The following is a 22,718-nucleotide window of genomic DNA, read 5'->3' as shown; positions in this document are numbered from 1 at the left end:
GCTACTCCGCCGTCTGACCCCGCAACTCCGCCACGTCCTTCGCCGTCAGCTTCGAGCCCTTCGCACCGAACCGCGCCGTGACGTAGTTCGCCACCGCCGCGATCTCGTCGTCGCTATACGCATTGCCGAACGCGGGCATCGACAGTGCACCGTCGGGCGTATGCCGCTTGGTGCCCGAGATCACGATCTGCGCGACGTTGATGGCCGCGGGATCGTTGACGGCCCAGGTGCCGGTCAGCGTCGCCATCGGCGAGACCGGGCTCTCGCCGCTCCAGCCGTGACAGCTGGCGCAGGCGCTGGCGAACATCTTCTTGCCGCGCGCGTCCGCGGTGACGCCGTCGCGGTGCGAGGCGGGGGCGACGGGCGCCGTGGTGGCCGGCAGGTCGGACGAGGGCTGCGGCGGCACGCTGCGCAAGTAGGCAACGATGCTGCTGATGTCTTCGGGCGTGAACCGGCTGAAACTGTGGTCGACCGCTTCACCCATCGGACCCGAAGCCGAGCCGTGGCCCGGTGCATGGCCGAGCGACAGATACGAGATCAGATCCTGATCGCTCCAGTTGCCGAGACCGGTCGCTTTGTCGGAAGAAATGTTGAAGGCGCGCCAGCCCGCCGTGATCGCGCCGGCGAACTTCCTGCGGTTGTCGAGGGCAAAGCCGAGATTGCGCGGGGTGTGGCATTCGCCGCAATGCGCCAGCGCCTCGGCGAGATACGCACCTCTGTTCCACTCCGGGCTCTTCGAGGTGTCAGGCGCAAAGCGCGTATCCGGATTGAACACCGCCGACCAGAACATCATAGCCCAGCGCTGGTTGAACGGGAAGGACAGCGTGTTCTCGGGCGCCTTGGCGCGCACCGCCGGCAGGCTGAACAGATAGGCCTTCACCGCCAGCACGTCCTCGTCGGTCATGAAGGTGTAGGACGTGTACGGCATCGCCGGATAGAGCCGCGCGCCGTCACGGCGCTTGCCGTGCTGGACCGCGTTCAGGAAATCCTGATCGCTGTAATTGCCGATGCCGGTGTCCTTGTCCGGCGTGATGTTGGTCGAATAGAGCGTGCCGAACGGCAGCTTGAAGGCGAGCCCGCCGGAATACTCCTTCTCGCCCGGCTTGGTGTGGCAGACCATGCAGTCGGCCGCCTTTGCAAGATACTCACCGCGTTCGGCCAGGCTTGCCTTCTCGAGCTTGGCCGGCACGCCCGTCGGCTTGCCGGCGCGGTAGTCCGCCAGCGCCACCTTGGTGCCGCCTGCAAAGTCGAGCGGGCCGGGCCCGCGGATGATCCAGACGCCGAGCGCCACCGCGACGATGGCGATCACGACCAGGCTCGTGAGGATACGCATCTTGCCGCTCATGCCTTCTTCCCCGCAGCCAGCAGTTTCCGATCGATTGGCAGGCGCCGCAGCGCCACACCGGTTGCCGCATAAATCGCGTTGCGCAACGCCGGTGGTCCGGCATTGACGCCGGCCTCGCCGATGCCGCCCGGCGCCTCGCCGCTCTTGACGACGATCACCTCGATCTTCGGCGTCTCGTTGATGCGCATCATGCGGTAGTCGTGGAAGTTCGACTGCTGCACGCGGCCCTTGTCGATGGTGATCTCGCCATAGAGTGCGGCGGTGAGGCCGAAGATCAAGCCGCCCTCGATCTGCGCCTTCACCGTATCGGGGTTGACCGCGATACCGGTGTCGACCACCGACGTGACGCGGCGGAGCGTGATCTCGCCGATGTCGTCGATCTCGGCCTCGACCACCGTCGCGATGAAGCTTGCGAATGAGGGCTGCACGCAGACGCCGCGGCCGACGCGCGGAGGCAGCGGTTGGCCCCAGCCGGATTTCTCCGCGACCTGGTCGAGCACCGCCAGCATGCGCGGGTTTTTCGTCAGCATGGACTTGCGGAATTCAATGGGGTCCTTGCCCGCCTTGCGCGCGAGCTCGTCCATCGCGCATTCGACCGCGAACACATTATTGTTCGGGCCGACGCCGCGCCAGAAGCCTGTCGGCACCGACAGCGGTTCGGCACGGACATATTCGACGTGGAAGTTGGCGAAGTCGTAGGGCGCATCGACGGCAGCGTCGACTGCATCGATATCGATGCCCTTCTGGAACGCCGGCGGCAGCCAGCGCGCCAGCACGGCGGAGCCGGCGACCTTGTACTTCCACCCCGAGACCTTGCCGTCGACCAGCGACGCCGTGATCTGATCGCGATAGACCGGGCGGTAGACGTCGTGCTGGATGTCCTCCTCGCGGGTCCACACCACCTTCACGGGGTAGTCGACCTGTTTTGCGATCTTGACCGCCGCGACAACCACGTCCGGCTCGAGCTTGCGGCCGAAGCCGCCGCCGAGCAGATGGTTGTTGACGATGACCTTGTCGACCGGCAGCCCCGCGGCCTTCGCCGCCTCCGACTGCACGCGCGTCATGATCTGCGTGCCGGTCCAGATCTCGCAGGAGTCGGGCTTCACGTGCACCGTGGCGTTGATCGGCTCCATCGAGGCATGCGCCAGGAACGGCAGCTCGTAAGCCGCTTCGAACTTGTCGCCGCTCGCCAGCGCCTTGGCGATGTCGCCGTCGGATCTGGCGATCGCGCCGTCTTTCTGGCTGGCCTTGCGCAGGTCGTCCCAGATGTCCTTGGTGGAGATCTCAGCGTTCGGCCCCTCGTTCCACTCGATCTTGAGCGCTTCGAGACCTTTCTTTGCCGCCCACATGTGATCGCCGATCACGGCGACTGCGTCATCGAGTACGACGACCTTGCGCACGCCGGCGACTTTCGTCGCGGCGCTGTCGTCGACCTTGCCGACCTTGCCACCAAATACCGGGCAATTGGCGATCGCGGCGATCTTCATGCCGGGGAGGATCGCGTCGATGCCGTAGAGCGCCTTGCCGTTGACCTTGTCCGGCGTATCGAGCCGCTTCAACGGCTGACCGATGAGGACGAAGTCCTTGGGATCCTTGATTGCGACATCTTTCGGAAGCGTCTGGGACTGCGCGGCAAGCGCCAGTTCGCCATAGCCGAGCTTGCGGCCGCTCGCGTCATGCGCGACCTCGCCCTTCGACGCGCTGCAGCTTGCAGGCTCGACGCCCCATTGGGCGGCTGCGGCCTGCACCAGCATCGCGCGCGCGGTCGCGCCGGCCTTGCGCAGCGGCAGCCACCAGGCGCGGATCGAGTTGGAGTTGCCGGTGACTTGCAGGCCGAAGGTGGGATTGCCGTAGAGCTTGTCATTCGGCGGGGCGTGCTGCACCTCGACCTTGCTCCAGTCGGCATCCAGCTCCTCGGCGAGTACCGCGGAGATCGACGTGTACGTGCCCTGGCCCATCTCGACCTGCGGCATGATCAGCACCGTGCGGCCGGTCTCGTCGATGCTGATGAAGGCGTTGGGCGCGAACTTTCCCTGGGTGTTGTCGAGCGGCTGCACCGGCTCGTTGATTGCGGCGCGCAGCGGCAGATGGAAGGCGAGCAGGAAGCCGCCTGCGAGACCGCCGGTCAGCAGCGAGCGGCGGGAGAGGCTTTTGTGTGCATTCATGGCGAACCTCAGGACTGGCGGCCGTTGGCGGCCTGCTTGATGGCCTCGCGGATGCGCACATAGGTGCCGCAGCGGCAGATGTTGCCGGCCATCGCGGCGTCGATATCGGAATCGTCAGGATTCGGCGTTGCCGCCAGCAGCGCCGCGGCCGCCATGATCTGGCCGGACTGGCAGTAACCGCACTGGATCACTTCGGCCTCGAGCCAGGCCTTCTGCACCTTCGCGCCCGCCGGCGTGCTGCCGACATGCTCGATGGTGGTCACATTGCGGTTCTCGACCGCGCTCACCGGCAACACGCAGGAGCGCACCGCCTTGCCGTCGATATGCACCGTGCAGGCGCCGCATTGCGCGATGCCGCAGCCGAACTTGGTGCCGGTCATGCCGAGGATGTCGCGCAGCACCCACAGCAGCGGCATGTCGGGTGGCGCGTCGAACGATTTCGTTTCGCCGTTGATAGAGAGTGTTGTTGCCATGTGCATCCCCTTGCTCGACGAGCGCTTACGGCGTCGGCGATTTGCGCGTGACCCTAATCATATCGATGCGACGCGATGAAGCTTCCAAATTCGCAGCAATGCATATTTGGGCGGTCGAAGCGGCAGACCATGACATTCACGAATTTGTGCGGCGACCGCTGCAGCTATTCCAGGCTATTTGATATGATAATCGTCATATTTCGATGCATTTTCGTCGCCTGCGTGGTCTAACGCCGCAGATCGTCGTGCGAATGCGCAAAATCATGCGATGACGAAAATCGTGCGATTGGGAAAGTCGGGCGGCCCATTGCTGTGCCCTCTCCCCTTTGGCCCCCTTGAGGCACTTCCAGCAAGTTGAAAGCAAAGAGCTGGAAGTTGGACGGTTGCGCTCGCTGAACAGCGGCGGTCGCCGTCAAACCTGCTCGATCCTTTGATATAGCTCAAAGCGACCTCGCAGTGCGTGATCATTTCTGCCACGGAGCCTGGGGGCGTAACCTACCTGGGAGATTGCCATGTTGAAGACAGTAGTGATCGGAACAACCGCGCTCTTCCTTGCTGCCTCCTCGATTGCCAACGCACAATCCTCGCAAACCTCCTCTCCTGCGATACCGGAACGGTTAAATGCAACCGACCAGAATACACTTACGGATATGAGGGTTGATCTGGTGAAGGCCGCGTTGCAGTTGACACCTGACCAGGAAAAGCTTTGGCCGCCCGTAGAGAGCGCCATTCGTGCCAATGCGGAGGATCGGAGAGCCCGTATTGCAAAAATCCAGGAAACAGTGGGTAGAGCGGCCAACGAAAGCCGTGTCGAACTCATGCGCAATCGTGACCCCATCGCCTTTTTGCAACAACGCTCGCAAGCATTGGCTCAACGTTCAGCCGATTTGGATAAGCTCGCCGAGGCGTGGCAGCCACTCTACGGTACGCTTAGCCAAGAACAGAGGCGGCGCATGGCGGCGCTCGCGATCTTTGTAATCCACGATATGAGCAACGTCGTGGACCGGCGCCGTGCGCAGTTTCAGGAGAACGAGGACTGAAGCAAAGTAGTTCGATGCTTCGGCTTAAATAGCCGCGTGTGCTCCGCCCATTATACGGCAGCAGCGGCGATGTCTGCTTTTGTGCAAGGCCGACATCCCCCAGGGTTTGGCGAAGCCGAAGCGTTCGCCAGCCCATGGCAAAGCCGTTTCGGAACTCCGGATCTGTGCCCATCGCGACCGTTTGGGCGCAGCAGGGACATGTCCGAAGTGGAGCGCAGACCGGAAGTCTACTCCGAGAAAGGAGCTATATGATTTCGGTGCAGGACAGTTGGTCTTGTGGCGCCATCGAACAGCACTGTAATGCCTGTTGTGCGAAGGCCGACTTCGACAACAGTGCCGCTCTTGCGAGCCAAATCTGGGCACCGAAGGCCCTAAAGCATGATCCGGAAAAGTGTGCAGCGGTTTTCCGAAAAGATCATGCTCAAACAATAACCTGAAGCGCGATGGTGATTCCCATCGCGCTTTAGGCTCGCTCATCTTGAGTGCCGACAACAAGCCTGTCGGTCTCTGCGTTTGCCAACAATCATACTGAAAACAGAAGGGCTCAGTGCATCCGATTGGTCAGCACTTCTGCCACAACTGGAAGGCGCATAATCGTACCTCCCGTAAACCGCGCGCTGGCCAAAATCGAAACTTCGAGTGTTGCCGCCCCGATACATCGCATGCTCATCAAATCAGCTACGTTCAGGTCGGAATGCCGCAACAAGTAACTCGCGGTCGTTTCAGACCGAAACGACGGGATGGAGCAATGACAATGAAGAAGTTTTTGCTGAGCACCGTGGCCTTGCTGGCCGTGGGCATGGCCGCGCCCGCGTCGGCGGCTGATCTGGCTGCTAAACCTTACGTCAAGGCGCCGCCCCCGGTCGCGCCGATCTATGATTGGACCGGTTTCTACATCGGCGCCAACGGCGGGTGGGGCCAAAGCCACAATTGCGTGGATTTCGTCACGCTCGCAGGAACAGTCGCAAGCGGTTGCCGTGACCGTTCCGGAGGGGTTGTCGGCGGGCAGATCGGATATCGCTGGCAGACCAATCAGTTTGTGTTCGGATTGGAGGCACAGGGCGATTGGGCCGACCTCAGCAACACCCGTGTCAGCCTGTTCAATCCGACGCTTTCAACCACGGTGAAGACCGACGCCATCGGCCTCTTCACGGGCCAACTCGGTTGGGCATGGAACGCCTCACTGTTCTACGTGAAGGGCGGCGCGGCCGTGACCAGAAACCGCTTTACAATCTTCGACAACACCACCGGGATCGGGCTGGTCTCGGCAGATAACACGCGCTGGGGCGGCGCCCTGGGTGTCGGCTGGGAGTATGGTTTCGCACCGAACTGGTCGGTCGGTCTTGAATACGACCATCTGTGGATGGGACACGCCAATAACTCCTTCTCCGTCGCCGATCCGCGCCTTGCGGCCGTACTCAACGATCGGATTAGCCAGGACGTGGATATGGTCACTGTGCGGTTTAACTACCGCTTCGGCGGCTACGGCTATCCTCCGGTCGCGGCCAAATACTGACCTTCTTCTCGACGCTTTTTCCAGCAGATGGGCCGGGCAGGTTTGCCCGGCCTTTTTGTTGCATGCGGATGTCCGAAAAGATTGCGAAGCGATCTATCAGATCATCTCGAACGAACCGCCGAGCGATTGCGGAACGCATCAACGCCGCATTCGAGACCAGCGATATCGCCGAGATTTGTGACGGGCATCCAATGGGCAATCGTTCGAGGTGAAAGTGGACCACGTTCCCGACCAATGGCGGAGGAGTGGGTCCGTGAGATCGAGAGCGCGTGTCGCGAAGCGGCGCGGCATTTTTTTCAAACAATGGGGCGGCGTTCGCAAGAACCGTACTGGCAGGGCAGTATCGGGGGCGCACCTTCGATGAGATGCCGCTTGGGACACTATCGAGACGCCCGTAAACTAAGCCTCTGATAAGATGATTTCATGCAGCACCTTCTCCCACAAGGGAGAAGGGACGAGGTGGCAACTTCGGAATAATAGCATTAATGCCCCTGTTTTGCCCGACGAGTCAAAGCGCGCCACGGCTTGCCTGCATAAGCCATTGATTTCGCACACCCCGGCTACTGTGCATGGGGTTGTTTTTCAGGTTTTTGATTCATGGGCCGCAGGAGCGCCCGTCAGCCCTGCCGGAAACCCATCCGGAAGGCGCCCCAGTGCCTGCCCAGGCAGGAGAGCGGGCGCTACAGCTTGTAAGCCGTGCGGAATCCGCCCCAGTGCCGTCCCTTGACGCGGATCGGCACGTCGATCTCGCGCATCATGACCGTGCTCCCGTTGCCCATGTCGCGGGCGTAGCTCTGGACCAGGTACGAGCGCTGGTTGTGCGCCGCAGCCAACCCCGCCGGATCGTTGAAGATGCGCCGGTTGCGGCTGTTGGCGGTGTTCCAGGCGACGTCGCCCGGCCGCTGCGGATGCGAATAGATCTTGTTGTGCACCGGCAGGAAGCCGTTGCGGTCGACCATGGCGCAGAACGCCATGCGCGGGTCCTTGGCGAGGAAGGCGTCCTGAAACGGCGGCAGCGCGCGGTCGGCCCAGTCGAGATATTTCGTGCGGTATTGCTGCGGATTGGTGCCGGCGATCTCCACATAGTCGGTGTCGAAGAGGTCCTCCATCTTGACCTCGCCGCGCGCAACCGCCTCCTCGAATATTTTAGTCAGCGCATTGCCCGCCTCCATGGCACGGGTGACGAACTCCGTATTCTCCTCATGGATCGACCAGAGCTTATCCTCGATCTTCTCGTTGAGCGCGGCGTTGGGACCGACGAATTGCGCGCGGGCGCCGGCGCTGGATTGTGCGACCACGCGCAGGCGGCAGGCGCCGATGTCTTCGAGGCTGCCTTCGATCATCGCTTGCGGTGCTAGCCGGCCAGCGTCCGGACCGCCGATCAGCACGCCTTCCATCGCGATCTCATAGACCGGCATCACGCCGCGCGTGGTCTCGAACTTGAGGTGACAGGGCAGCCGCTCGCTCTTGCGGCGGTCGTCGTGCTCGCTCTGACGCAGCAGCACGGCGCAGCGCGATTTCAGCTTCCGAGCAAATGTGGTGACGGCCTTGCCGGCACTGGCGACGCTCTCCCCATGGGTCTCGGCCGCCTTGGTCGCGGCATCGATCTCGGCCGCGCTCTCGCCGACCGAGATGATGAACTCCGAGGCGCTGGCGGCGTTGCCGGAGACTTCGCTCGTGGTGGCAGTCTGTTCGGCGACCGCGCCGTTGACGGTGTCGAACACCGGGCGGATCGCCTCGATCGCCTGCGAAATGCGATGCACGGCATCCGCAGAGCCGGCGGCGTCGCGCTGCAGCGCGTCGATCTTCCGGGTGATCTCTTCCGTGGCGCCTTGCGTCTGCACTGCGAGCGCCTTGACCTCGGTGGCGACGACCGCAAAACCCCTGCCGGCGTCGCCGGCGCGCGCGGCCTCGATCGTCGAGTTGAGCGCGAGCAGCGTGGTCTGCCGCGCGATCTGCGCGATCAGATTGACGACATTGCCGATGGCGGCGGAGGATTCGCGCAAGCGATCGACGTTGGCGCGCGCTTCCTGCGCCGCGGCGCTGGCCTCGTCGGCGAGCATGCCGGCTTCGCGGACCTGCGCGCCGATGCCGTGCGCGGACTGGGTGAACTTGTCGGCGGCATGGGCGAAGGTGGAGGCGGTCGACTGCGCCGCATTGGTGCGGCCGGTCAGGGCGTCGGTGCGGTTGCGAATGGCGGCGAGCGTCGCGGCGGTCGCCTCGGCGCCGCCGGCCACGGAATTGGCGGCGCGCTCGAGCTGGCGAATCATGGCGCCGAGCTCGAGTTCCAGCAGTTCCAGGATTTCCCTGGCGGAATCGCCCTCGCTGGCCGGGGCGGGCTCGGAATGGGCCACCGGCCGCGCGGCCTGCGGAGCTGCCACGGGCGCAGCGATGTCAGGCAGACGCCTCCGAAATAGTCCGAACGCCATCACGTCTCTCTTGTCGGGGAACGGGCGGAGGCTATTTTTGCAGGCCGGAATGAAATCAGGGTTAACGATGCCCGATGTTTAGGCACGAACCATTACGGCGGCTACCTCTACAGTGCTACCTTGAGACAACCAGAGCCCTTTGATTCCGGTGGGTTGGCAGCCTATAAGGCCGCGCTTCCAACGCTCACCCTTGGCTGACGATTCCTGAAGAGACCACGCATGGCCGGACATTCCCAATTCAAGAACATCATGCACCGCAAGGGGCGGCAGGATGCCCAGAAGTCGAAGATCTTCGGCAAGCTGGCGCGGGAAATCACCGTCGCCGCCAAATTGGGTACGCCCGACCCCGCCATGAACCCGCGCCTGCGTGCCGCCGTGATCGCGGCGCGCCAGGAGAACATGCCGAAGGACAATATCGAGCGTGCCATCAAGAAGGCGATCGGCAGCGAGGGCGAGAACTATGACGAGATCCGCTACGAGGGTTACGGCCCCGGCGGCGTCGCCGTCATCGTCGAGGCGCTCACAGACAACCGCAACCGCGCCGCCTCCGACATCCGCTCCTTCTTCACCAAGTCCGGCGGCAATCTCGGCGAGACCGGCTCGGTGTCCTTCATGTTCGACCGCACCGGCATCATCGAATACGACCGCAGCGTCGCCTCCGACGACGCGGTGCTGGACGCCGCGATCGAGGCCGGCGCAGATGACGTGGTTTCCGGCGAGGGCGGCCACGAGATCTACGCCTCGACTGAAAGCTATCGCGACGTCGCCAAGGCGCTGGAAGCCAAGTTCGGCGAGCCGCGCAAGGCCGCGCTGATCTGGAAGCCGCAGAACACTGTTACGGTCGACGACGAAACCGGCGAGAAGCTGCTCAAGCTGATGGACCTGCTCAACGAGCACGACGACGTCCAGAACGTCTACGCCAATTTCGAGGTGTCGGACGCGCTGATGGCGAAGATGGGTGGCTGATAGCCAGCTCCGAATTCCACTGTCGTCGCCTGGCTTGACCGGGCGACCCAGTATTCCGGAGACGCCTGCGAGATCCGGACCAGCCGCGGCGTACTGGATACCCCGCTTTCGCGGGGTATGACGGCATGCCCTGTGGTGGGCAGCTCCTGCCCCACTTCCCCTGTTACTTCCGTTCTGTTTCTGTTTCCCTCAGTCCGGCCAGCCGCTATCACTGGCCCATGACCGAGCTCCCGATTCGTGGCCCCGTTCGCATCATCGGCATCGACCCCGGCCTGCGCCGCACCGGCTGGGGCGTGATCGAGGCCGAGGGCAATCGCCTGATCTACGTCGCCTGCGGCTCGGTGGAACCGCCGGACAATCTGCCGCTGTCGGGTCGGCTGCTCGCGATCCATGAAGGCCTGGCGGCCGTTCTATCCGATCACCAGCCGATGGAAGCCGCGGTCGAGCAGACCTTCGTGAACAAGGACGGCGTCGCGACGCTGAAGCTCGGCCAGGCCCGCGGCGTCGCCATGCTGGCGCCCGCAATGTTCGGCATCAGTGTCGCCGAATACGCGCCCAACCAGGTCAAGAAGACGGTGGTCGGCGCCGGCCACGCCGAGAAGGCCCAGATCGCGATGATGTTGAAGATTTTGCTGCCGAAAGCCGAGCCGCCGTCCGCGGACGCTGCCGACGCGCTCGCCATCGCCATCACCCACGCCCATCACCGCCAGAGCGCGGCGCTTAGGCTGAAGGTGGTGGGGATATGATCGGCAAGCTCAAGGGCCTGATCGATTCCTACGGCGAGGACTTCGTCATCCTCGACGTCGGCGGCGTCGGCTATCAGGTGCACTGCTCGTCGCGGACGCTGCAGCATCTGCCGTCGTCGGGTGAGGCCGCCGTGCTGTCGATCGAGACCTATGTCCGCGAGGACCAGATCAAGTTGTTCGGCTTCCGCACCGACCAGGAGCGCGAATGGTTTCGCCTGCTCCAGACCGTTCAGGGCGTCGGTGCCAAGGTCGCGCTCGCGGTGCTCGGCACGCTGTCGCCTGCCGATCTCGCCAACGCCATCGCACTGCGCGACAAGGCTGCGGTGGCGCGCACGCCCGGCGTCGGCCCCAAGGTCGCCGAGCGCATCGTCACCGAATTGAAGGACAAGGCGCCGGCCTTCGCCAATGTCGATCCGCACGTCGTGCATCTTGCCGGCGCCGTCGACGATCAGCGCGCGCCGCGCCCGGTGGCGGATGCGATCTCCGCGCTGGTCAATCTCGGCTACGGGCAGCCGCAAGCCGCCGCCGCGATTGCATCGGCCTCGCGCAGCGCAGGTGAGGGCGCCGAGACGGCGCAGCTCATTCGATTGGGTTTGAAGGAACTGGCCAAGTGAACAACGGCCGGCGCCTCTCCGAGTGGGGTCAAGGTGCGGCACGCCAGCATTTGCGGCGCCTCGGCCGTATGTTCGTCGTCGTCTTCTGCGGAACACTTTTTGCCGGGTATCTTGCAATGCTGGCGTTTTCGGCATCAGGTTGTTTTCTTAGTCGTGTCATTCGATGCTTTTCGGTCTCGCGCGACCTGATCGGATTCAGCTGGTTTGCGGTGAAAGGCTTGTTCTTGCCCGCGGCCGTTGTGGCCTTGATGGTTGCAATCTTCCTGCAAATCCGAGGCTCCGTTGTCTGGTGGAACGTTCTCGTTGCAAGCTTGCTTTCGGCGCTGGTGATTGGCTCTGTTGGAAGAACACTGAGTGAACCGGCTGAGGCATTTGTCTTGCTTGTGGTAAGTTTGATCTTCTTTGCAGGTGCTCAAGCTGCCCTTCTTATCGACAAGCGACTGTGCAGGACTTCCGCATGACCACTCCCCCCCGCATGGTCACGCCCGAGCGCCGCAGCGACGATGTCGGCGACACCGCGCTGCGGCCGCAATCGCTGTCCGATTTCGTCGGCCAGCAGCAGGCGCGCAAGAACCTGTCGATCTTCATCGAGGCGGCGCGCAAGCGCGGCGAGGCGCTCGATCATGTGCTGTTCGTAGGTCCCCCCGGTCTCGGCAAGACCACGCTGGCGCAGATCGTGGCCAAGGAGCTCGGCGTCGGTTTCCGCGCGACGTCCGGCCCGGTGATCGCCAAGGCCGGCGACCTCGCCGCGCTCCTCACCAATCTCGAAGAGCGTGACGTGCTCTTCATCGACGAGATCCATCGCCTCAGCCCCGCGGTGGAAGAGGTGCTCTATCCCGCGATGGAGGACTTTCAGCTCGACCTCATCATCGGCGAGGGCCCGGCGGCGCGCTCGGTGAAGATCGAGCTGTCGAAGTTCACGCTGGTCGGTGCCACCACGCGCGCAGGCCTTCTCACCAATCCCTTGCGCGACCGCTTCGGCATTCCGATCCGGCTCAATTTCTACACCATTGAAGAACTCGAGAGCATCGTCAGCCGCGGCGCGCGTGTGCTCAATGTCGGCATGAGCGCGGACGGCGCCAACGAGATCGCGCGCCGCGCCCGCGGCACGCCGCGCATCGCCGGCCGCCTGCTGCGTCGCGTGCGCGATTTCGCCTCCGCGGCCGATGCCGATAAGATCGATCGCAAGATCGCCGATCACGCGCTCAGCGCGCTCGAGGTCGATGCCGCAGGGCTCGACGCCATGGATCGGCGCTATCTCTCGACCATCGCTCTCAACTATGGCGGCGGCCCCGTCGGCGTCGAGACCATGGCCGCGGCCTTGTCGGAGCCGCGCGATGCCATCGAGGACATCATCGAGCCCTATCTGATCCAGTGCGGCTATCTGCAGCGCACGCCGCGCGGCCGGCTGCTGACCTCGCACGCCTTCCGCCATCTCGGCATCGCCGAACCCTCGCGCGATGCGGCGGCGCAGTTCGGCCTGTTCGGCACGGATGACGGCGACGAGTGACCTGCTGAAGCGTCCGCCGTTCCGGCTTTGATGAACTTCCGGTAATCTCGTGCAGACGATCTGCACGAACGCACCCCAATTCCGCTCCAATCAGATATCGTCAAGACGCCGCATCACCATCGAGCTTCCATGATCACGCGCCGTCATCTCATCCGTTCCATCGGCGGCCTGTCCGCCCTCGGCGTCTCGACCGCGGCCTATGGCGTCGGTGTCGAGCCGATGCTGCGGCTCCGCGTCACCCGCTATCATCCGACGCCGCGGCAGTGGCCGGCGGATCTTCCGCTGAAGATCGCCGTCGTCGCCGACATCCATGCCTGCGATCCCTGGATGCCGCTGGACCGGATCGCGGCTATCGTCGATCGCACCAACGCGCTGAAGCCCGACCTCATCGTGCTGCTCGGCGACTACGTGGCCGGCCTGCATCAGGTCACGCGCATCATCCCGTCGAGCGAATGGGCGAGGGTGCTGGCGGGCCTCAAGGCGCCGCTCGGCGTCCATGCCGTCATGGGCAACCACGATTATTGGGACGACGGGACGGTGCAGCGGGCCGGGCAGGGGGCGACCGTCGCGCATCGTGCACTGGAGGCGGCCGGCATCCCCGTCTACGAGAACGATGTCGTGCGCCTCACCAAGGACGGCCGCTCGTTCTGGCTCGCCGGCCTCGGCGATCAACTCGCCTTCCTGCCGGCGCGACGTTTCCGGAGCATGGTGCGCTTCGGTGCCGACGATCTCAATGCGACGCTCGCCAAGGTCACGGACGATGCGCCCATCATCCTGCTCGCGCATGAGCCCAACATCGCGCCGCGCGTGCCCGCGCGCGTTGCGCTGCAACTGTCCGGCCACACCCATGGCGGTCAGGTTCGCCTGCTCGGCTGGTCGCCGGCCGTTCCAAAGCAGCAGGGCATCCGGCTTGCCTATGGTCATCTCAGGCTGAAATGCGACGTCATCATCTCCGGCGGCCTCGGTTGCAGCATCATGCCCGTTCGTGTCGGCGTGCCGCCGGAGATCGTCGAGGTGACGCTGGGGCGGACTGTGCCGGTCGTGTCCTGACACGCTTGCGCGGACCTCGGTTTTTGCGCAAAACGGGGCCGACAGCGACAAGCGAAGAGGCTCGCGACGTGACTGCCCATCTCGACGGCGAGATCCGCGACGGCCGCCACCACATGCAAGTCCGTGTCTACTACGAGGACACGGATTTTTCCGGCATCGTCTATCACGCCAATTATCTGCGCTACATGGAGCGCGGACGCACCAATCACCTCAGGCTGATGGGCGCCGAGCAGCAGGCGCTGTTCGAGCAGACCGAGACGGAAGGCGCCGGTTTCGCCTTCGTGGTGCGCTCGATGCATCTGGACTTTTTGAAGCCCGCGCGGATGGACGACGTGCTCGATGTCGTGACCTGGCCGATCGCGGTGAAGGGCGCCTCCATCATGCTGGCGCAGGAGGTGCGACGCGGCAACGACGTGTTGGTGAAAGCCGAGGTCCGCGTCGCCTTCATCAGCGGTGGCCGCGCCCAGCCGATCCCGAAGTCGATCCGGACGCTGATGAAAGCCGATTTGATTTCCTGATCGCCCGATAATTGATCGCCTGATTTGTGATGGCCTATCGACTCCGCCAAATGCGGCGATAAATTCTCGGCCCCCGATCAACCGATGAGGCCATTATGTCGCGCCCGCCGCTTCCACCCTTCACCCGCGAGACTGCCGCGCAAAAGGCCCGCATGGCCGAGGACGCCTGGAATTCACGCGATCCCATGCGCGTGTCGCTCGCCTATACCGAGGACAGCCGCTGGCGCAATCGTTCGGAAGTTTTTCAGGGCCGCGAAGCCATCGTCGCCTTTCTCACCCGCAAATGGGAGAAGGAGCAGGACTACCGTCTGATCAAGGATCTCTGGGCCTTCGACGGCAACCGCATCGCGGTGCGCTTCCAGTACGAATGGCACGATGCAAGCGGCCAGTGGTATCGCTCCTACGGCAACGAGCAGTGGGAGTTCGACGAGCACGGCCTGATGAAGCGGCGCGAGGCTTCGAACAACGACATCGTGATTGCAGAGAAGGATCGCCGGTTTCACTGGGCGGCGCCGGGACCGCGGCCGGCCGATGTGCCGGGGCTGGGGACGGATCCGTTCTGAGCCGCGCAGGCAACTCTCAATCCTCACGGTGAGGAGCCGCGAAGCGGCGTCTCGAACCATGCAGGCCCCGCTGGTGCAGCAGGGGCCTCCATCCTTCGAGACACGCGCGAGAGCGCGCTCCTCAGGCTGAGGAGATCGGTTTGCGTGCCAGAAACCTCGTAATCGCCCCACCGAGCTTCGCGCTGTCCATCGGCTCCGCCAGCGACGCCCGCGCCGTCGCGACGACATCATCCGGCGCTTTCCCTTCGCGCAGTTCGCAGCAAACTTCCGCGAACGCTACATCGAATTCCGGATGCGGCTGCACTGTCAGCGTCGTGCCGTTGGCATAGAGCAGGCCAGCATGCGGGGTGAAGTCGGACGAGAGGATCGTCAGCGCGTCGTTTGGCGGCTCGATCACCTGATCCTGATGTGAGGCGGCGATCGCGACTGCTTCGCCATCGATGACGCCGTTTTCCGGCAGCACCTGATAGACGTGCCGCCCGATGCCCCAGCCCTTCTCGGATTTGCGCACGGTGCCGCCCAGCGCCTGCGCGATCAGCTGATGGCCGAAGCAGACGCCGACCATCGGTGTCTTGTTGGCGTAAGCCGTGCGCACGAAATCTTCCAGCGGCGCGATCCAGTCGAGCCCGTCATAGACGCCGGCCGCAGCGCCGGTGATCAGGACGGCCTCGAGCTTGCTCGGATCGGGAAGCGCATCGCCGTTCGGAATACTGACGACCTCGACCGTCGCCGTCGAATCCTCGGCACGGATCATGCGTTCGAACATGTCCGGAAACGAACCGTGGTGCTCGCGATATTTCGGCGGTACCTGCCCGGTCTCGATGATCGTGATGCGTGCCATATGCCCCCAGGCTGAAACGTTGCGCGTGTGATCGCAAGCTCAGTTGCTTTCTGTCCCATGTTGCTGGTGAGGCGCTGTGCGCTCCAGCAGTGCACTCTCCTTGCGGACCTCGTTGAGAAAGGCCTTCGCCAGACGCGACAGCGGTTCGGCTTCCGACCATAGCATATAGGCGACCGCCTGCGTCGTCGGAGTGAACGGACGGACGACGAGGCCGCTCCCGCCGTTCTGCCGCGGCGAAAAGGGATCGACCACCGCAGCGCCGACGCCCGCGGCCGCGAGCACGCAGGCCGTGTTGCAATAGCGCACCTCCACGCTCGGCTGGAACGGCGCGCCGGCGCGGGCAAAGCTGTCGCGCACGGCTTCGCCCAGCCGCGTGCCGCGCTCGAGGCCGATGAAGGGCAGGCCGGAGAGGTCCGCAGCCGAGATCACCGGCCTGTCGGCGAGCGGGTGCTGCGGCGGCAGCACGCAGACCATCTCGCCGGTGTGGACCACCTCGTGCGCGATGCCGGGATGATGCGTCAGCCCGAGCGCGAAGCCGAGTTCGGCGACACGGCTGAGCACGCCCTCGATGATGCCCTCGTAGCGGCGCACGTCGAAGAACATGCGCGTCTCCGGGCGGCGGCGCAGGAACCCTGACATTGCCGAGGGAATGATGCTGTAGGCGAGCGGCGGCGTCGCGACGATGGCGAGATGCCCGGAGCGGTTCTCGCGCAGATCGCGCACACGGTTTTCGAGCTTGGCGTGCAGCGCGAAGATCGCCTCGCTCTCCTTGTAGAGCGCCATCGCTTCCGCGGTCGGAAACAGCCGGTTGTTGACGCGCTCGAACAGCGCGAAGCCCGCCTGCGCTTCCATCGTTTTCAGCGCATTGCTGACCGCGGGCTGCGACAGCGCCAGTTCGTCCGCCGCCGCAACCGTGGTGCGGTGGCGGATGACGGCACGGAGAATCTCGAGCTGACGCAGGTTCATATCACTGCCGGTTATACTCAGGGCCAAAAGATCATAGCAGAGCGAATTGATTTTGCAGCCCCGCTCACTCGTAATGGCAGCGGATTTGCGCATCGCATCAAAGGGTTCACTCGCCCATTGAGGCAGCACTGCGCATAGATTGGAGGCAATCTTGGTTCGTGTCCTTCGCGCCGCCGCAGCCCAAATGGGGCCGACGCAAAAAGCAGATCCTCGCGAGCACACGCTGGCGCGAATGCTCGCGCTTCTGGAGGAGGCCGCCGGCCGTGGCGCCAGCCTCGTGGTGTTTCCGGAGCTTGCCTTCACGACCTTCTTTCCGCGCTGGCTGCTCGAAGGCGAGGCGCTCGACCGGTATTTCGAGCGCAGCATGCCGAACGCGGCGGTGGCAAAGCTGTTCGACCGCGCACGTATGCTCCGCGTCGGCTTCTATGTCGGCTATGCCGAGCTGACCCCGGACGGTCGGCGCTACAATTGCTCTATCCTGGTCGATCGCGACGGCGAGATTCTCGGCCGCTATCGCAAGGTGCATTTGCCGGGCTCGGTCGAGCCTCGCGAGGGCGCGCGCTACCAGCAGCTCGAGAAGCGCTATTTTGAATATGGCGACCTCGGCTTCCCCGCCTTCCGTGCCGGGTCGGCGTGGGCCCACGCCATCATGGGCATGATGATCTGCAACGATCGACGCTGGCCGGAATCCTGGCGCGTGCTCGGCCTGCAAGGCGTCGAGCTCGTCTGCGTCGGCTACAATTCGGCGGCCTATGATCCGAACGGCGGCATCACCGAAGACGCTTCCTTGCGCACGTTCCATTCCACGCTCGTGACGCAGGCCAATGCCTACATGAATGCGACCTGGGCGATCTCGGTGGCGAAAGCGGGCGAGGAGGATGGCTCCGGCCTGATCGGCGGCTCCTGCATCGTCGATCCCAATGGGCGCATCGTCGCGCAGGCGCAGACGCTGGCCGACGAGGTGATCGTCGCCGACATCGATCTCGATCTCTGCCGTCAGGGCAAGGACAAGATGTTCAACTTCGCCGCCCACCGGCGGCCCGAGCAATACAGGGTGATCACCGAACGCGCTGGCGTGATCGAGCCGGCCGTTCTCGATGCCGACTGAGCAAGTGGCACGGCGCTGGCAACGGAGCTGACATGGGCAAAGGAGCTGACATGACACGCCTCTCATTTTCTCTCGCTGTTGCCACGCTGGCTGCGGTGACCTCTGCACGAGCCGCCGAGCTGCCGGCGGAGATCAAGCAGGCGGGCGCGTTGAAGCTCACGGTCAACTCCACCTACGCGCCGATGGAATATCGCGATCCCGCGACGGGCGAGCTGGTCGGGCTCGACATCGATCTCGCCAATGAGCTCGCCAAGCGGCTCGGCGGCCTCAAGATCGTCTGGAGTGAGACGCCGTTCGCCGAGCTGATTCCTTCGCTTCAGACCAAGCGCGCCGATTTCATCATCTCCGGCATCTCCGATCGCGCCTCGCGGCGCGAGACCGCCGATTTCGTCGACTACCTCGCGACCGGCCCGCAGTTCTTCGCGATGGCGGACAGTCCGGTCAAGGATGCGACCGATCTGTGCGGCAAGAAGGTCGGCACCACCCGCAGCACCAGCTTCCCGGTCGAGATCGAGAAGTGGAGCAAGCAGAATTGCGAGCCGGCCGGCAAGCCGGCGATCCAGTACGTCCCCGGCGAGAACTCGATCGACGTCCGCAACCAGCTCAAGCAGGGCCGCATCGACGCCGCCGTGCAGGGCAGCGAGACGCTGCCCTATGCGCAATCCCAGGAGCCCGGCAAATACCGCATCGTCGGCGAGGCGCTTGCAAAAGGCTACCAAGGCATCATGTTCCGCAAAGACGATGCCGCCTTGCGCGAGGTGGTGACGGAGAAGCTCGCCGCCATGATCGCCGACGGCTCCTACAAGGCCATTCTCGACAAATGGGGCCTCGGGGCCAATGCGGTGGCCCAGCCCATGCTGAACGCGGCGCCGCAATGAAGCCGGCGCCGGCACTCGCGGAGGGATTTCCCGATCTGTCGGGCATGCGGATCGCGCGCGAGCCGCACTGGTTCCGCTGGCTCAGCGCGGCCCTGATCGTCCTCGTGCTCGCGGCGATCGCGCGCGCGTTTGCGAACGGTCAGATCGAATGGTCCTATGTCGGCCGCTTCCTGACCGTGAAGGTCATCCTCGAAGGCATCGTCAACACCATGGTGATGGCCGTGCTGGCGATGATGCTCGGCATTTTTCTCGGCATCGTCGTCGCGATCATGCGGCTGTCGCCCAATCCGGTGCTGAAGTCCGTTGCTGCCGGCTACACCTGGCTGTTCCGCGGCACGCCGCTGATCCTGCAACTGCTGCTGTGGTTCAACCTCGCGCTGGTGTTTCCAACGATCGGAATTCCTGGTCTGTGGTCCGCGCGGGCCGTCGACGTCATGACGCCGTTCCTCGCCGCGTTGCTCGGGCTCGGCATCAACCAGGGCGCCTACACCTCCGAGGTGATGCGCGCCGGCATGCTGTCGGTTGATGTCGGTCAGTACGAAGCGGCGCAGGCGATCGGCATGGGACGGCTGCGCGCGCTGCGCCGGATCGTGCTGCCGCAGGCGATGCGCGTGGTGATCCCGCCGCTCGGCAACGAGTTCATCGGCATGGTGAAGGCGACCTCGCTGGCGAGCGTCATCCAATATCCGGAGCTGCTGCACAACGCCGAGAACATCTACTACGCCAACTCCCGCGTCATCGAGCTCCTGATCGTCGCCGGGCTGTGGTACCTGCTTGTGGTCTCGATCCTGACCCCGTTGCAGATGCTGCTCGAACGCCGCTTTGCGCGCGGCACATTGCGGCCGGCGCGATGACAAAGCCCCTCGTCGCGATCCGCTCCGTCAGCAAGAGCTTTGGAGAGTTCCAGGCTCTCAAGAACGTTTCGCTCGACGTCTGGCCCGGCGAAGTGATGTGCCTGATCGGCGCCTCCGGATCGGGCAAGACCACGCTGCTCCGCTGCATCAACCAGCTCACCACGATCGATGCCGGCGGCATCTGGCTCGACGGCGAGCTTCTGGGCGTGCGCGAGCACGGCGGGCGGCTGCATCGACTGAGCGAGCAACAGATCGGGCGGCAGCGGCTGAAGACCGGCATGGTGTTCCAGCGCTTCAACCTGTTTCCGCACAAGACCGCGCTGGAGAACATCACAGAAGGTCCGACCCAGGTTCAGGGGCGCAAAGCCGATGAGGTACGTGCCGAGGCACTCGAACTGCTCCGGCGCGTCGGGCTGGCAGCCAAGGCGGACTCGTATCCGGCACAGCTCTCCGGCGGCCAGCAGCAACGCGTGGCGATTGCGCGCGCGCTCGCCATGAAGCCGATGCTGATGCTGTTCGACGAACCCACCAGCGCGCTCGATCCCGAGCTCGTCGGCGAGGTGCTCGCGGTGATGAAGGAGCTGGCGAAGAGCGGCATGACCATGATGGTGGTGACGCACGAGCTCGGCTTCGCCCGCGAGGTCGCGGACCGCGTCGTCTACATGGACCAGGGCGCGATCGTCGAGCAGGGCCGCGCCTCGGACGTGTTGGGTGCGCCGCGCGAGGAGCGCACCAAGGCATTTCTGTCGGCTGTAATCTGAAATAGGGGGCGTGGTGATGAAGAGACTTTTGCTTGCGGCGGCATTCCTGGGCGCCATGAGTGCATCGGTGATGGCGATCGAGTTGCCGCCCGACATCGTCAAGCGCGGCAGCCTCAAGGTGGCGCTGGTGCCGAACTATCCGCCGATGGAGTTCCGCGATCCCGCCACCAACGCGCTGTCCGGATTCGATATCGATCTCGGCGAGGCGATCGGCCGCAAGCTCGGCGTCAAGATCGAGTGGACCGAGACCAGCTTTGCCGAATTCATGCCGTCGATTTCGACGGGACGGGTGGATGCCATCCTGTCGGGTTTCACCGACTATGCGAGCCGGCACGAGATCGCGTCCTTCGTCGATTATTTGCGCAGCGGTCCAAAATTCTTCGTGCAGCAGTCCCGTGCGTCCGAGTTCAAGGACATGGCTGCGCTCTGCGGCAAGAAGGTCGGCGCCAGCCGCCGGACCATGTTTCCCGCTGAGATCGGCAAGTGGAGCCAGAAGAACTGCGGCAGCAACCCGGTCCAGTTCGTCGGCACCGACGGCTCGGCCGATGCGCGTAACCAGCTCAGGCAGGGCCGTATCGACGCCGCCGTGCAGGGCAACGAGACGCTGCCCTATCTGATGGATCTCGAGCCGGGCACCTATGCGCCGGTCGGCGATCCCTTCGCGACGCAGTTCACGGGCATCGCGCTGCCGGTCAAGGAAAAGGCCCTTCAGCAGGCCATGCTCGAAGCCGTCGATGCGCTGATCGCGGACGGCACCTATAAGACCCTGCTGACGAAGTGGAAACTGAGCGACAACGCAATAGAGAAGGCGACCATCAATGCTGGACAGTAAGGCACTCGAGAGCATCCCGCTCGTTCCGGCCAACACCGCGGATCCCGCGCCAAACTATCCATGGCCGAAGCCGTACACATCCGCGATGTTCCTGTCGTTCGACGTCGACGCCGAGAGCGCCTGGACCAGCAAGGACGCAGGTCACGCGCAGCGGCTCATCACCATGAGCTATGGGGGCTATGAGGCGCGCGTCGGCACGCCGAAGCTGCTGGAGCTGCTCGACCAGCTCGATCTCAAGGCGACCTTCTTCGTCACGGGTTGGTCGGTCGATGCGCATCCGGCGATGGCCGAATCGATTCTGAAGGCCGGCCACGAGATCGGCCATCACGGCTACCACCATCTGCTGCCCGATCCCGGTGATCCCTGGATCGAGGAAGAGCTGGAGCGCGGCTTCGAGGCGCTGAAGCGCCGGCTCGGCGTCAAACCGACCGGCTATCGCGCCCCTTACGGCGAGTTCACCGAGGAGCTGCGCGTCGCGCTGGTGCGCCACGGCATCGTCTACACCTCATCGTTCCGCGATGACGTGCGGCCCTATCGCCATCGTCTTGCCGACGGCAAGCCCGGCACGATCGAGCTGCCGGTCACCGCGAGCTATGACGACTGGATGCATGGCCTCTCGGCACGCTTCAGTCCGCGCTCGATCTTCCCAAAAGAGCATGTGCTCTCAATGTGGAAGGACGAGCTCGACGAGGTCCGCGACTGGGGCGCGATGGTGACGACGGTGCTGCACCCGCAATGCAGCGGCCGTCCGATGCGGCTGCGGCTGCTGCGCGAGTTCCTGACTTACGTGAAGTCGTGCCCGGATGTCTGGATCACCACCGGCGAGAAGATCGCGGAGAACTTCCTACGCCACGAAGCCGGCAGCCGCTGAACAGTGCCATGACCCGCCGCCGCATCCTCGTCATCAACCCCAACTCCTCGGCGTCCGTGACGGCGGCGATCGACGATGCAGTGGCGCCGCTGCGGATCGCCGGCGGGCCCGACATCGAAGTGATCGGACTTGCCGAGGGTCCGCCGGGCATCAGCTCGCAGCGCGATGCCGACAGCATCGTCATGCCGCTGGTGAACCGCGTGACGCGCCACGATGCGGATGCGTTCGTGCTCGCCTGCTTCAGCGATCCCGGCCTGCATGCGGTGCGTGAGGCGGCCGGTGGACGGCCGGTACTCGGCATTGCCGAATGCGGCATCTTTCGTGCTCTGATGCTGGGCGAACGCTTCGGCGTGATCGCACTGTCGCCGTCGAGCATCTCGCCGCCAGCAGCGCATGGTGCGGGTGATGGGCGTCGATGGTCGCTATGCCGGAAGCTGGTCCGTCGGCGCGAGCGCAGCGGAGACGGCAGGCGCCGACATCCGCGGGCGGCTGATCGAAGCCGGCCGCGCGCTGGTCACCCAATGTCGCGCCGATGTTGTGGTGATGGGCTGCGCCGGCATGGCCTCGCATCGCGCGGCGATTGCGGATGCGATCGGCGTGCCCGTGGTCGAGCCGGCGCAGCAGGCGGTCGCGGCCGCGATCGGGGCGGTCTTGTTGAACACGTAAGATCCG

At 64.3% G+C, this 22,718-nt stretch carries 23 protein-coding genes and 1 pseudogene; 18 read left to right on the top strand and 6 right to left on the bottom strand.

All coding sequences use genetic code 11. The features are described 5' to 3' along the window. Position 1 precedes the first annotated feature (1 nt). From P6U27_RS33480 to P6U27_RS33470, 3 genes are read right to left on the bottom strand one after another with little or no spacing between them, the layout of a single operon-like run. Entirely contained in the window at positions 2–1,345 is a 1,344-nt protein-coding gene (locus P6U27_RS33480; RefSeq protein WP_407193399.1) for a c-type cytochrome, read from the bottom strand. Beyond that, entirely contained in the window at positions 1,342–3,510 is a 2,169-nt protein-coding gene (locus tag P6U27_RS33475; protein WP_407193398.1) for a molybdopterin cofactor-binding domain-containing protein, read from the bottom strand. The genes P6U27_RS33480 and P6U27_RS33475 overlap by 4 nt, the downstream gene beginning before the upstream one ends. A gap of 8 nt (positions 3,511–3,518) precedes the next feature. Next, the gene (locus P6U27_RS33470) at positions 3,519–3,983 is read right to left on the bottom strand and encodes a (2Fe-2S)-binding protein (RefSeq protein WP_174221612.1); all 465 of its coding nucleotides are present in this window, start codon (positions 3,981–3,983) and stop codon (positions 3,519–3,521) included. A 512-nt stretch (positions 3,984–4,495) separates the two neighbouring features. Here P6U27_RS33470 and P6U27_RS33465 point away from each other — a divergent pair. The 3 genes from P6U27_RS33465 to P6U27_RS33455 all read left to right on the top strand — a co-directional run bounded on the left by P6U27_RS33465 (position 4,496) and on the right by P6U27_RS33455 (position 6,950). After that, on the top strand, positions 4,496–5,023 hold the full coding sequence (locus P6U27_RS33465) for a Spy/CpxP family protein refolding chaperone (protein WP_122405684.1): 528 nt from the start codon (positions 4,496–4,498) through the stop codon (positions 5,021–5,023). A gap of 754 nt (positions 5,024–5,777) precedes the next feature. After that, complete coding sequence (locus tag P6U27_RS33460; protein WP_129144410.1) at positions 5,778–6,539, top strand: outer membrane protein; 762 nt, start codon at positions 5,778–5,780, stop codon at positions 6,537–6,539. Positions 6,540–6,566: 27 nt separating this feature from the next. Continuing rightward, complete coding sequence (locus tag P6U27_RS33455) at positions 6,567–6,950, top strand: DUF5131 family protein (RefSeq protein ID WP_407193397.1); 384 nt, start codon at positions 6,567–6,569, stop codon at positions 6,948–6,950. 269 nt (positions 6,951–7,219) lie between these two features. Here P6U27_RS33455 and P6U27_RS33450 read toward each other — a convergent pair whose 3' ends face one another. Further along, positions 7,220–8,968, bottom strand: a complete 1,749-nt coding sequence (locus tag P6U27_RS33450) for a methyl-accepting chemotaxis protein (protein WP_407193396.1) — start codon at positions 8,966–8,968, stop codon at positions 7,220–7,222. Positions 8,969–9,187: 219 nt separating this feature from the next. On the opposite strand from P6U27_RS33450, the gene P6U27_RS33445 reads away from it, so the two are divergent. From P6U27_RS33445 to P6U27_RS33410, 8 genes are all read left to right on the top strand, one after another. Continuing rightward, the gene (locus P6U27_RS33445; RefSeq protein ID WP_407193395.1) at positions 9,188–9,934 is read left to right on the top strand and encodes a YebC/PmpR family DNA-binding transcriptional regulator; all 747 of its coding nucleotides are present in this window, start codon (positions 9,188–9,190) and stop codon (positions 9,932–9,934) included. Between the two features lie 218 nt (positions 9,935–10,152). Further along, entirely contained in the window at positions 10,153–10,680 is a 528-nt protein-coding gene (gene ruvC / locus P6U27_RS33440) for a crossover junction endodeoxyribonuclease RuvC (protein WP_407120738.1), read from the top strand. Beyond that, positions 10,677–11,294 (top strand): Holliday junction branch migration protein RuvA, encoded by a 618-nt coding sequence (gene ruvA / locus P6U27_RS33435; protein WP_407193394.1) that lies wholly within the window; start codon positions 10,677–10,679, stop codon positions 11,292–11,294. The genes ruvC and ruvA overlap by 4 nt, the downstream gene beginning before the upstream one ends. Beyond that, positions 11,291–11,755: a hypothetical protein gene (locus P6U27_RS33430; RefSeq protein ID WP_129144408.1), complete on the top strand. Its 465-nt coding sequence runs from the start codon at positions 11,291–11,293 to the stop codon at positions 11,753–11,755. Before ruvA ends, P6U27_RS33430 begins: the two co-directional genes overlap by 4 nt. Beyond that, positions 11,752–12,804, top strand: a complete 1,053-nt coding sequence (gene ruvB, locus P6U27_RS33425; RefSeq protein WP_407193393.1) for a Holliday junction branch migration DNA helicase RuvB — start codon at positions 11,752–11,754, stop codon at positions 12,802–12,804. Before P6U27_RS33430 ends, ruvB begins: the two co-directional genes overlap by 4 nt. 129 nt (positions 12,805–12,933) lie before the next feature. Then, positions 12,934–13,854 carry a metallophosphoesterase gene (locus P6U27_RS33420; RefSeq protein WP_129144406.1) on the top strand — a complete coding sequence of 307 codons (921 nt, stop codon included), beginning with the start codon at positions 12,934–12,936 and terminating at the stop codon, positions 13,852–13,854. A 68-nt stretch (positions 13,855–13,922) separates the two neighbouring features. Next, positions 13,923–14,372: a tol-pal system-associated acyl-CoA thioesterase gene (gene ybgC, locus P6U27_RS33415; protein ID WP_027577544.1), complete on the top strand. Its 450-nt coding sequence runs from the start codon at positions 13,923–13,925 to the stop codon at positions 14,370–14,372. Between the two features lie 95 nt (positions 14,373–14,467). Further along, entirely contained in the window at positions 14,468–14,935 is a 468-nt protein-coding gene (locus P6U27_RS33410) for a DUF1348 family protein (protein ID WP_407193392.1), read from the top strand. 121 nt (positions 14,936–15,056) lie between these two features. On the opposite strand, the gene P6U27_RS33405 is transcribed toward P6U27_RS33410, so the two are convergent. Together P6U27_RS33405 and P6U27_RS33400 are read right to left on the bottom strand one after the other, a co-directional pair. Further along, complete coding sequence (locus P6U27_RS33405; protein ID WP_122405673.1) at positions 15,057–15,776, bottom strand: type 1 glutamine amidotransferase; 720 nt, start codon at positions 15,774–15,776, stop codon at positions 15,057–15,059. Positions 15,777–15,815: 39 nt separating this feature from the next. Then, positions 15,816–16,742, bottom strand: a complete 927-nt coding sequence (locus P6U27_RS33400) for a LysR family transcriptional regulator (RefSeq protein WP_407120743.1) — start codon at positions 16,740–16,742, stop codon at positions 15,816–15,818. Between the two features lie 184 nt (positions 16,743–16,926). On the opposite strand from P6U27_RS33400, the gene P6U27_RS33395 reads away from it, so the two are divergent. The 7 genes and pseudogenes from P6U27_RS33395 (at position 16,927) to P6U27_RS33365 (ending at position 22,712) form a co-directional block, all read left to right on the top strand. Beyond that, entirely contained in the window at positions 16,927–17,850 is a 924-nt protein-coding gene (locus P6U27_RS33395) for an N-carbamoyl-D-amino-acid hydrolase (RefSeq protein ID WP_407194529.1), read from the top strand. 50 nt (positions 17,851–17,900) lie between these two features. Then, positions 17,901–18,728 carry an ABC transporter substrate-binding protein gene (locus P6U27_RS33390; protein WP_407193391.1) on the top strand — a complete coding sequence of 276 codons (828 nt, stop codon included), beginning with the start codon at positions 17,901–17,903 and terminating at the stop codon, positions 18,726–18,728. Continuing rightward, positions 18,725–19,582, top strand: coding sequence for an amino acid ABC transporter permease (locus P6U27_RS33385; RefSeq protein ID WP_162500446.1), 858 nt, complete (start codon positions 18,725–18,727; stop codon positions 19,580–19,582). The genes P6U27_RS33390 and P6U27_RS33385 overlap by 4 nt, the downstream gene beginning before the upstream one ends. Further along, positions 19,579–20,343, top strand: a complete 765-nt coding sequence (locus tag P6U27_RS33380) for an amino acid ABC transporter ATP-binding protein (RefSeq protein WP_209295090.1) — start codon at positions 19,579–19,581, stop codon at positions 20,341–20,343. The genes P6U27_RS33385 and P6U27_RS33380 overlap by 4 nt, the downstream gene beginning before the upstream one ends. A 16-nt stretch (positions 20,344–20,359) precedes the next feature. Continuing rightward, positions 20,360–21,175: an ABC transporter substrate-binding protein gene (locus tag P6U27_RS33375; protein WP_407193390.1), complete on the top strand. Its 816-nt coding sequence runs from the start codon at positions 20,360–20,362 to the stop codon at positions 21,173–21,175. Then, positions 21,162–22,046 carry a polysaccharide deacetylase gene (locus tag P6U27_RS33370; protein WP_122405667.1) on the top strand — a complete coding sequence of 295 codons (885 nt, stop codon included), beginning with the start codon at positions 21,162–21,164 and terminating at the stop codon, positions 22,044–22,046. The genes P6U27_RS33375 and P6U27_RS33370 overlap by 14 nt, the downstream gene beginning before the upstream one ends. Positions 22,047–22,054: 8 nt before the next feature. Further along, positions 22,055–22,712 (top strand): annotated as a pseudogene (locus P6U27_RS33365) (aspartate/glutamate racemase family protein). Positions 22,713–22,718: the final 6 nt, after the last annotated feature.

Source organism: Bradyrhizobium sp. STM 3566 (assembly GCF_045571445.1).
Classification (GTDB): Bacteria; Pseudomonadota; Alphaproteobacteria; order Rhizobiales; family Xanthobacteraceae; genus Bradyrhizobium; species Bradyrhizobium vignae.
This window is presented reverse-complemented; position numbering and strand designations above follow the sequence as displayed.

What these genes read in the sequence shown, in the direction of transcription:
- P6U27_RS33480 (WP_407193399.1), bottom strand. Translation starts at nt 1,345, where the DNA reads ATGAGCGGCAAGATGCGTATCCTCACGAGCCTGGTCGTGATCGCCATC.
- P6U27_RS33475 (WP_407193398.1), bottom strand. Translation starts at nt 3,510, where the DNA reads ATGAATGCACACAAAAGCCTCTCCCGCCGCTCGCTGCTGACCGGCGGT.
- P6U27_RS33470 (WP_174221612.1), bottom strand. Translation starts at nt 3,983, where the DNA reads ATGGCAACAACACTCTCTATCAACGGCGAAACGAAATCGTTCGACGCG.
- P6U27_RS33465 (WP_122405684.1), top strand. Translation starts at nt 4,496, where the DNA reads ATGTTGAAGACAGTAGTGATCGGAACAACCGCGCTCTTCCTTGCTGCC.
- P6U27_RS33460 (WP_129144410.1), top strand. Translation starts at nt 5,778, where the DNA reads ATGAAGAAGTTTTTGCTGAGCACCGTGGCCTTGCTGGCCGTGGGCATG.
- P6U27_RS33455 (WP_407193397.1), top strand. Translation starts at nt 6,567, where the DNA reads ATGGGCCGGGCAGGTTTGCCCGGCCTTTTTGTTGCATGCGGATGTCCG.
- P6U27_RS33450 (WP_407193396.1), bottom strand. Translation starts at nt 8,968, where the DNA reads ATGGCGTTCGGACTATTTCGGAGGCGTCTGCCTGACATCGCTGCGCCC.
- P6U27_RS33445 (WP_407193395.1), top strand. Translation starts at nt 9,188, where the DNA reads ATGGCCGGACATTCCCAATTCAAGAACATCATGCACCGCAAGGGGCGG.
- ruvC (WP_407120738.1), top strand. Translation starts at nt 10,153, where the DNA reads ATGACCGAGCTCCCGATTCGTGGCCCCGTTCGCATCATCGGCATCGAC.
- ruvA (WP_407193394.1), top strand. Translation starts at nt 10,677, where the DNA reads ATGATCGGCAAGCTCAAGGGCCTGATCGATTCCTACGGCGAGGACTTC.
- ruvB (WP_407193393.1), top strand. Translation starts at nt 11,752, where the DNA reads ATGACCACTCCCCCCCGCATGGTCACGCCCGAGCGCCGCAGCGACGAT.
- P6U27_RS33420 (WP_129144406.1), top strand. Translation starts at nt 12,934, where the DNA reads ATGATCACGCGCCGTCATCTCATCCGTTCCATCGGCGGCCTGTCCGCC.
- P6U27_RS33410 (WP_407193392.1), top strand. Translation starts at nt 14,468, where the DNA reads ATGTCGCGCCCGCCGCTTCCACCCTTCACCCGCGAGACTGCCGCGCAA.
- P6U27_RS33405 (WP_122405673.1), bottom strand. Translation starts at nt 15,776, where the DNA reads ATGGCACGCATCACGATCATCGAGACCGGGCAGGTACCGCCGAAATAT.
- P6U27_RS33400 (WP_407120743.1), bottom strand. Translation starts at nt 16,742, where the DNA reads ATGAACCTGCGTCAGCTCGAGATTCTCCGTGCCGTCATCCGCCACCGC.
- P6U27_RS33395 (WP_407194529.1), top strand. Translation starts at nt 16,927, where the DNA reads ATGGGGCCGACGCAAAAAGCAGATCCTCGCGAGCACACGCTGGCGCGA.
- P6U27_RS33390 (WP_407193391.1), top strand. Translation starts at nt 17,901, where the DNA reads ATGACACGCCTCTCATTTTCTCTCGCTGTTGCCACGCTGGCTGCGGTG.
- P6U27_RS33385 (WP_162500446.1), top strand. Translation starts at nt 18,725, where the DNA reads ATGAAGCCGGCGCCGGCACTCGCGGAGGGATTTCCCGATCTGTCGGGC.
- P6U27_RS33380 (WP_209295090.1), top strand. Translation starts at nt 19,579, where the DNA reads ATGACAAAGCCCCTCGTCGCGATCCGCTCCGTCAGCAAGAGCTTTGGA.
- P6U27_RS33375 (WP_407193390.1), top strand. Translation starts at nt 20,360, where the DNA reads ATGAAGAGACTTTTGCTTGCGGCGGCATTCCTGGGCGCCATGAGTGCA.
- P6U27_RS33370 (WP_122405667.1), top strand. Translation starts at nt 21,162, where the DNA reads ATGCTGGACAGTAAGGCACTCGAGAGCATCCCGCTCGTTCCGGCCAAC.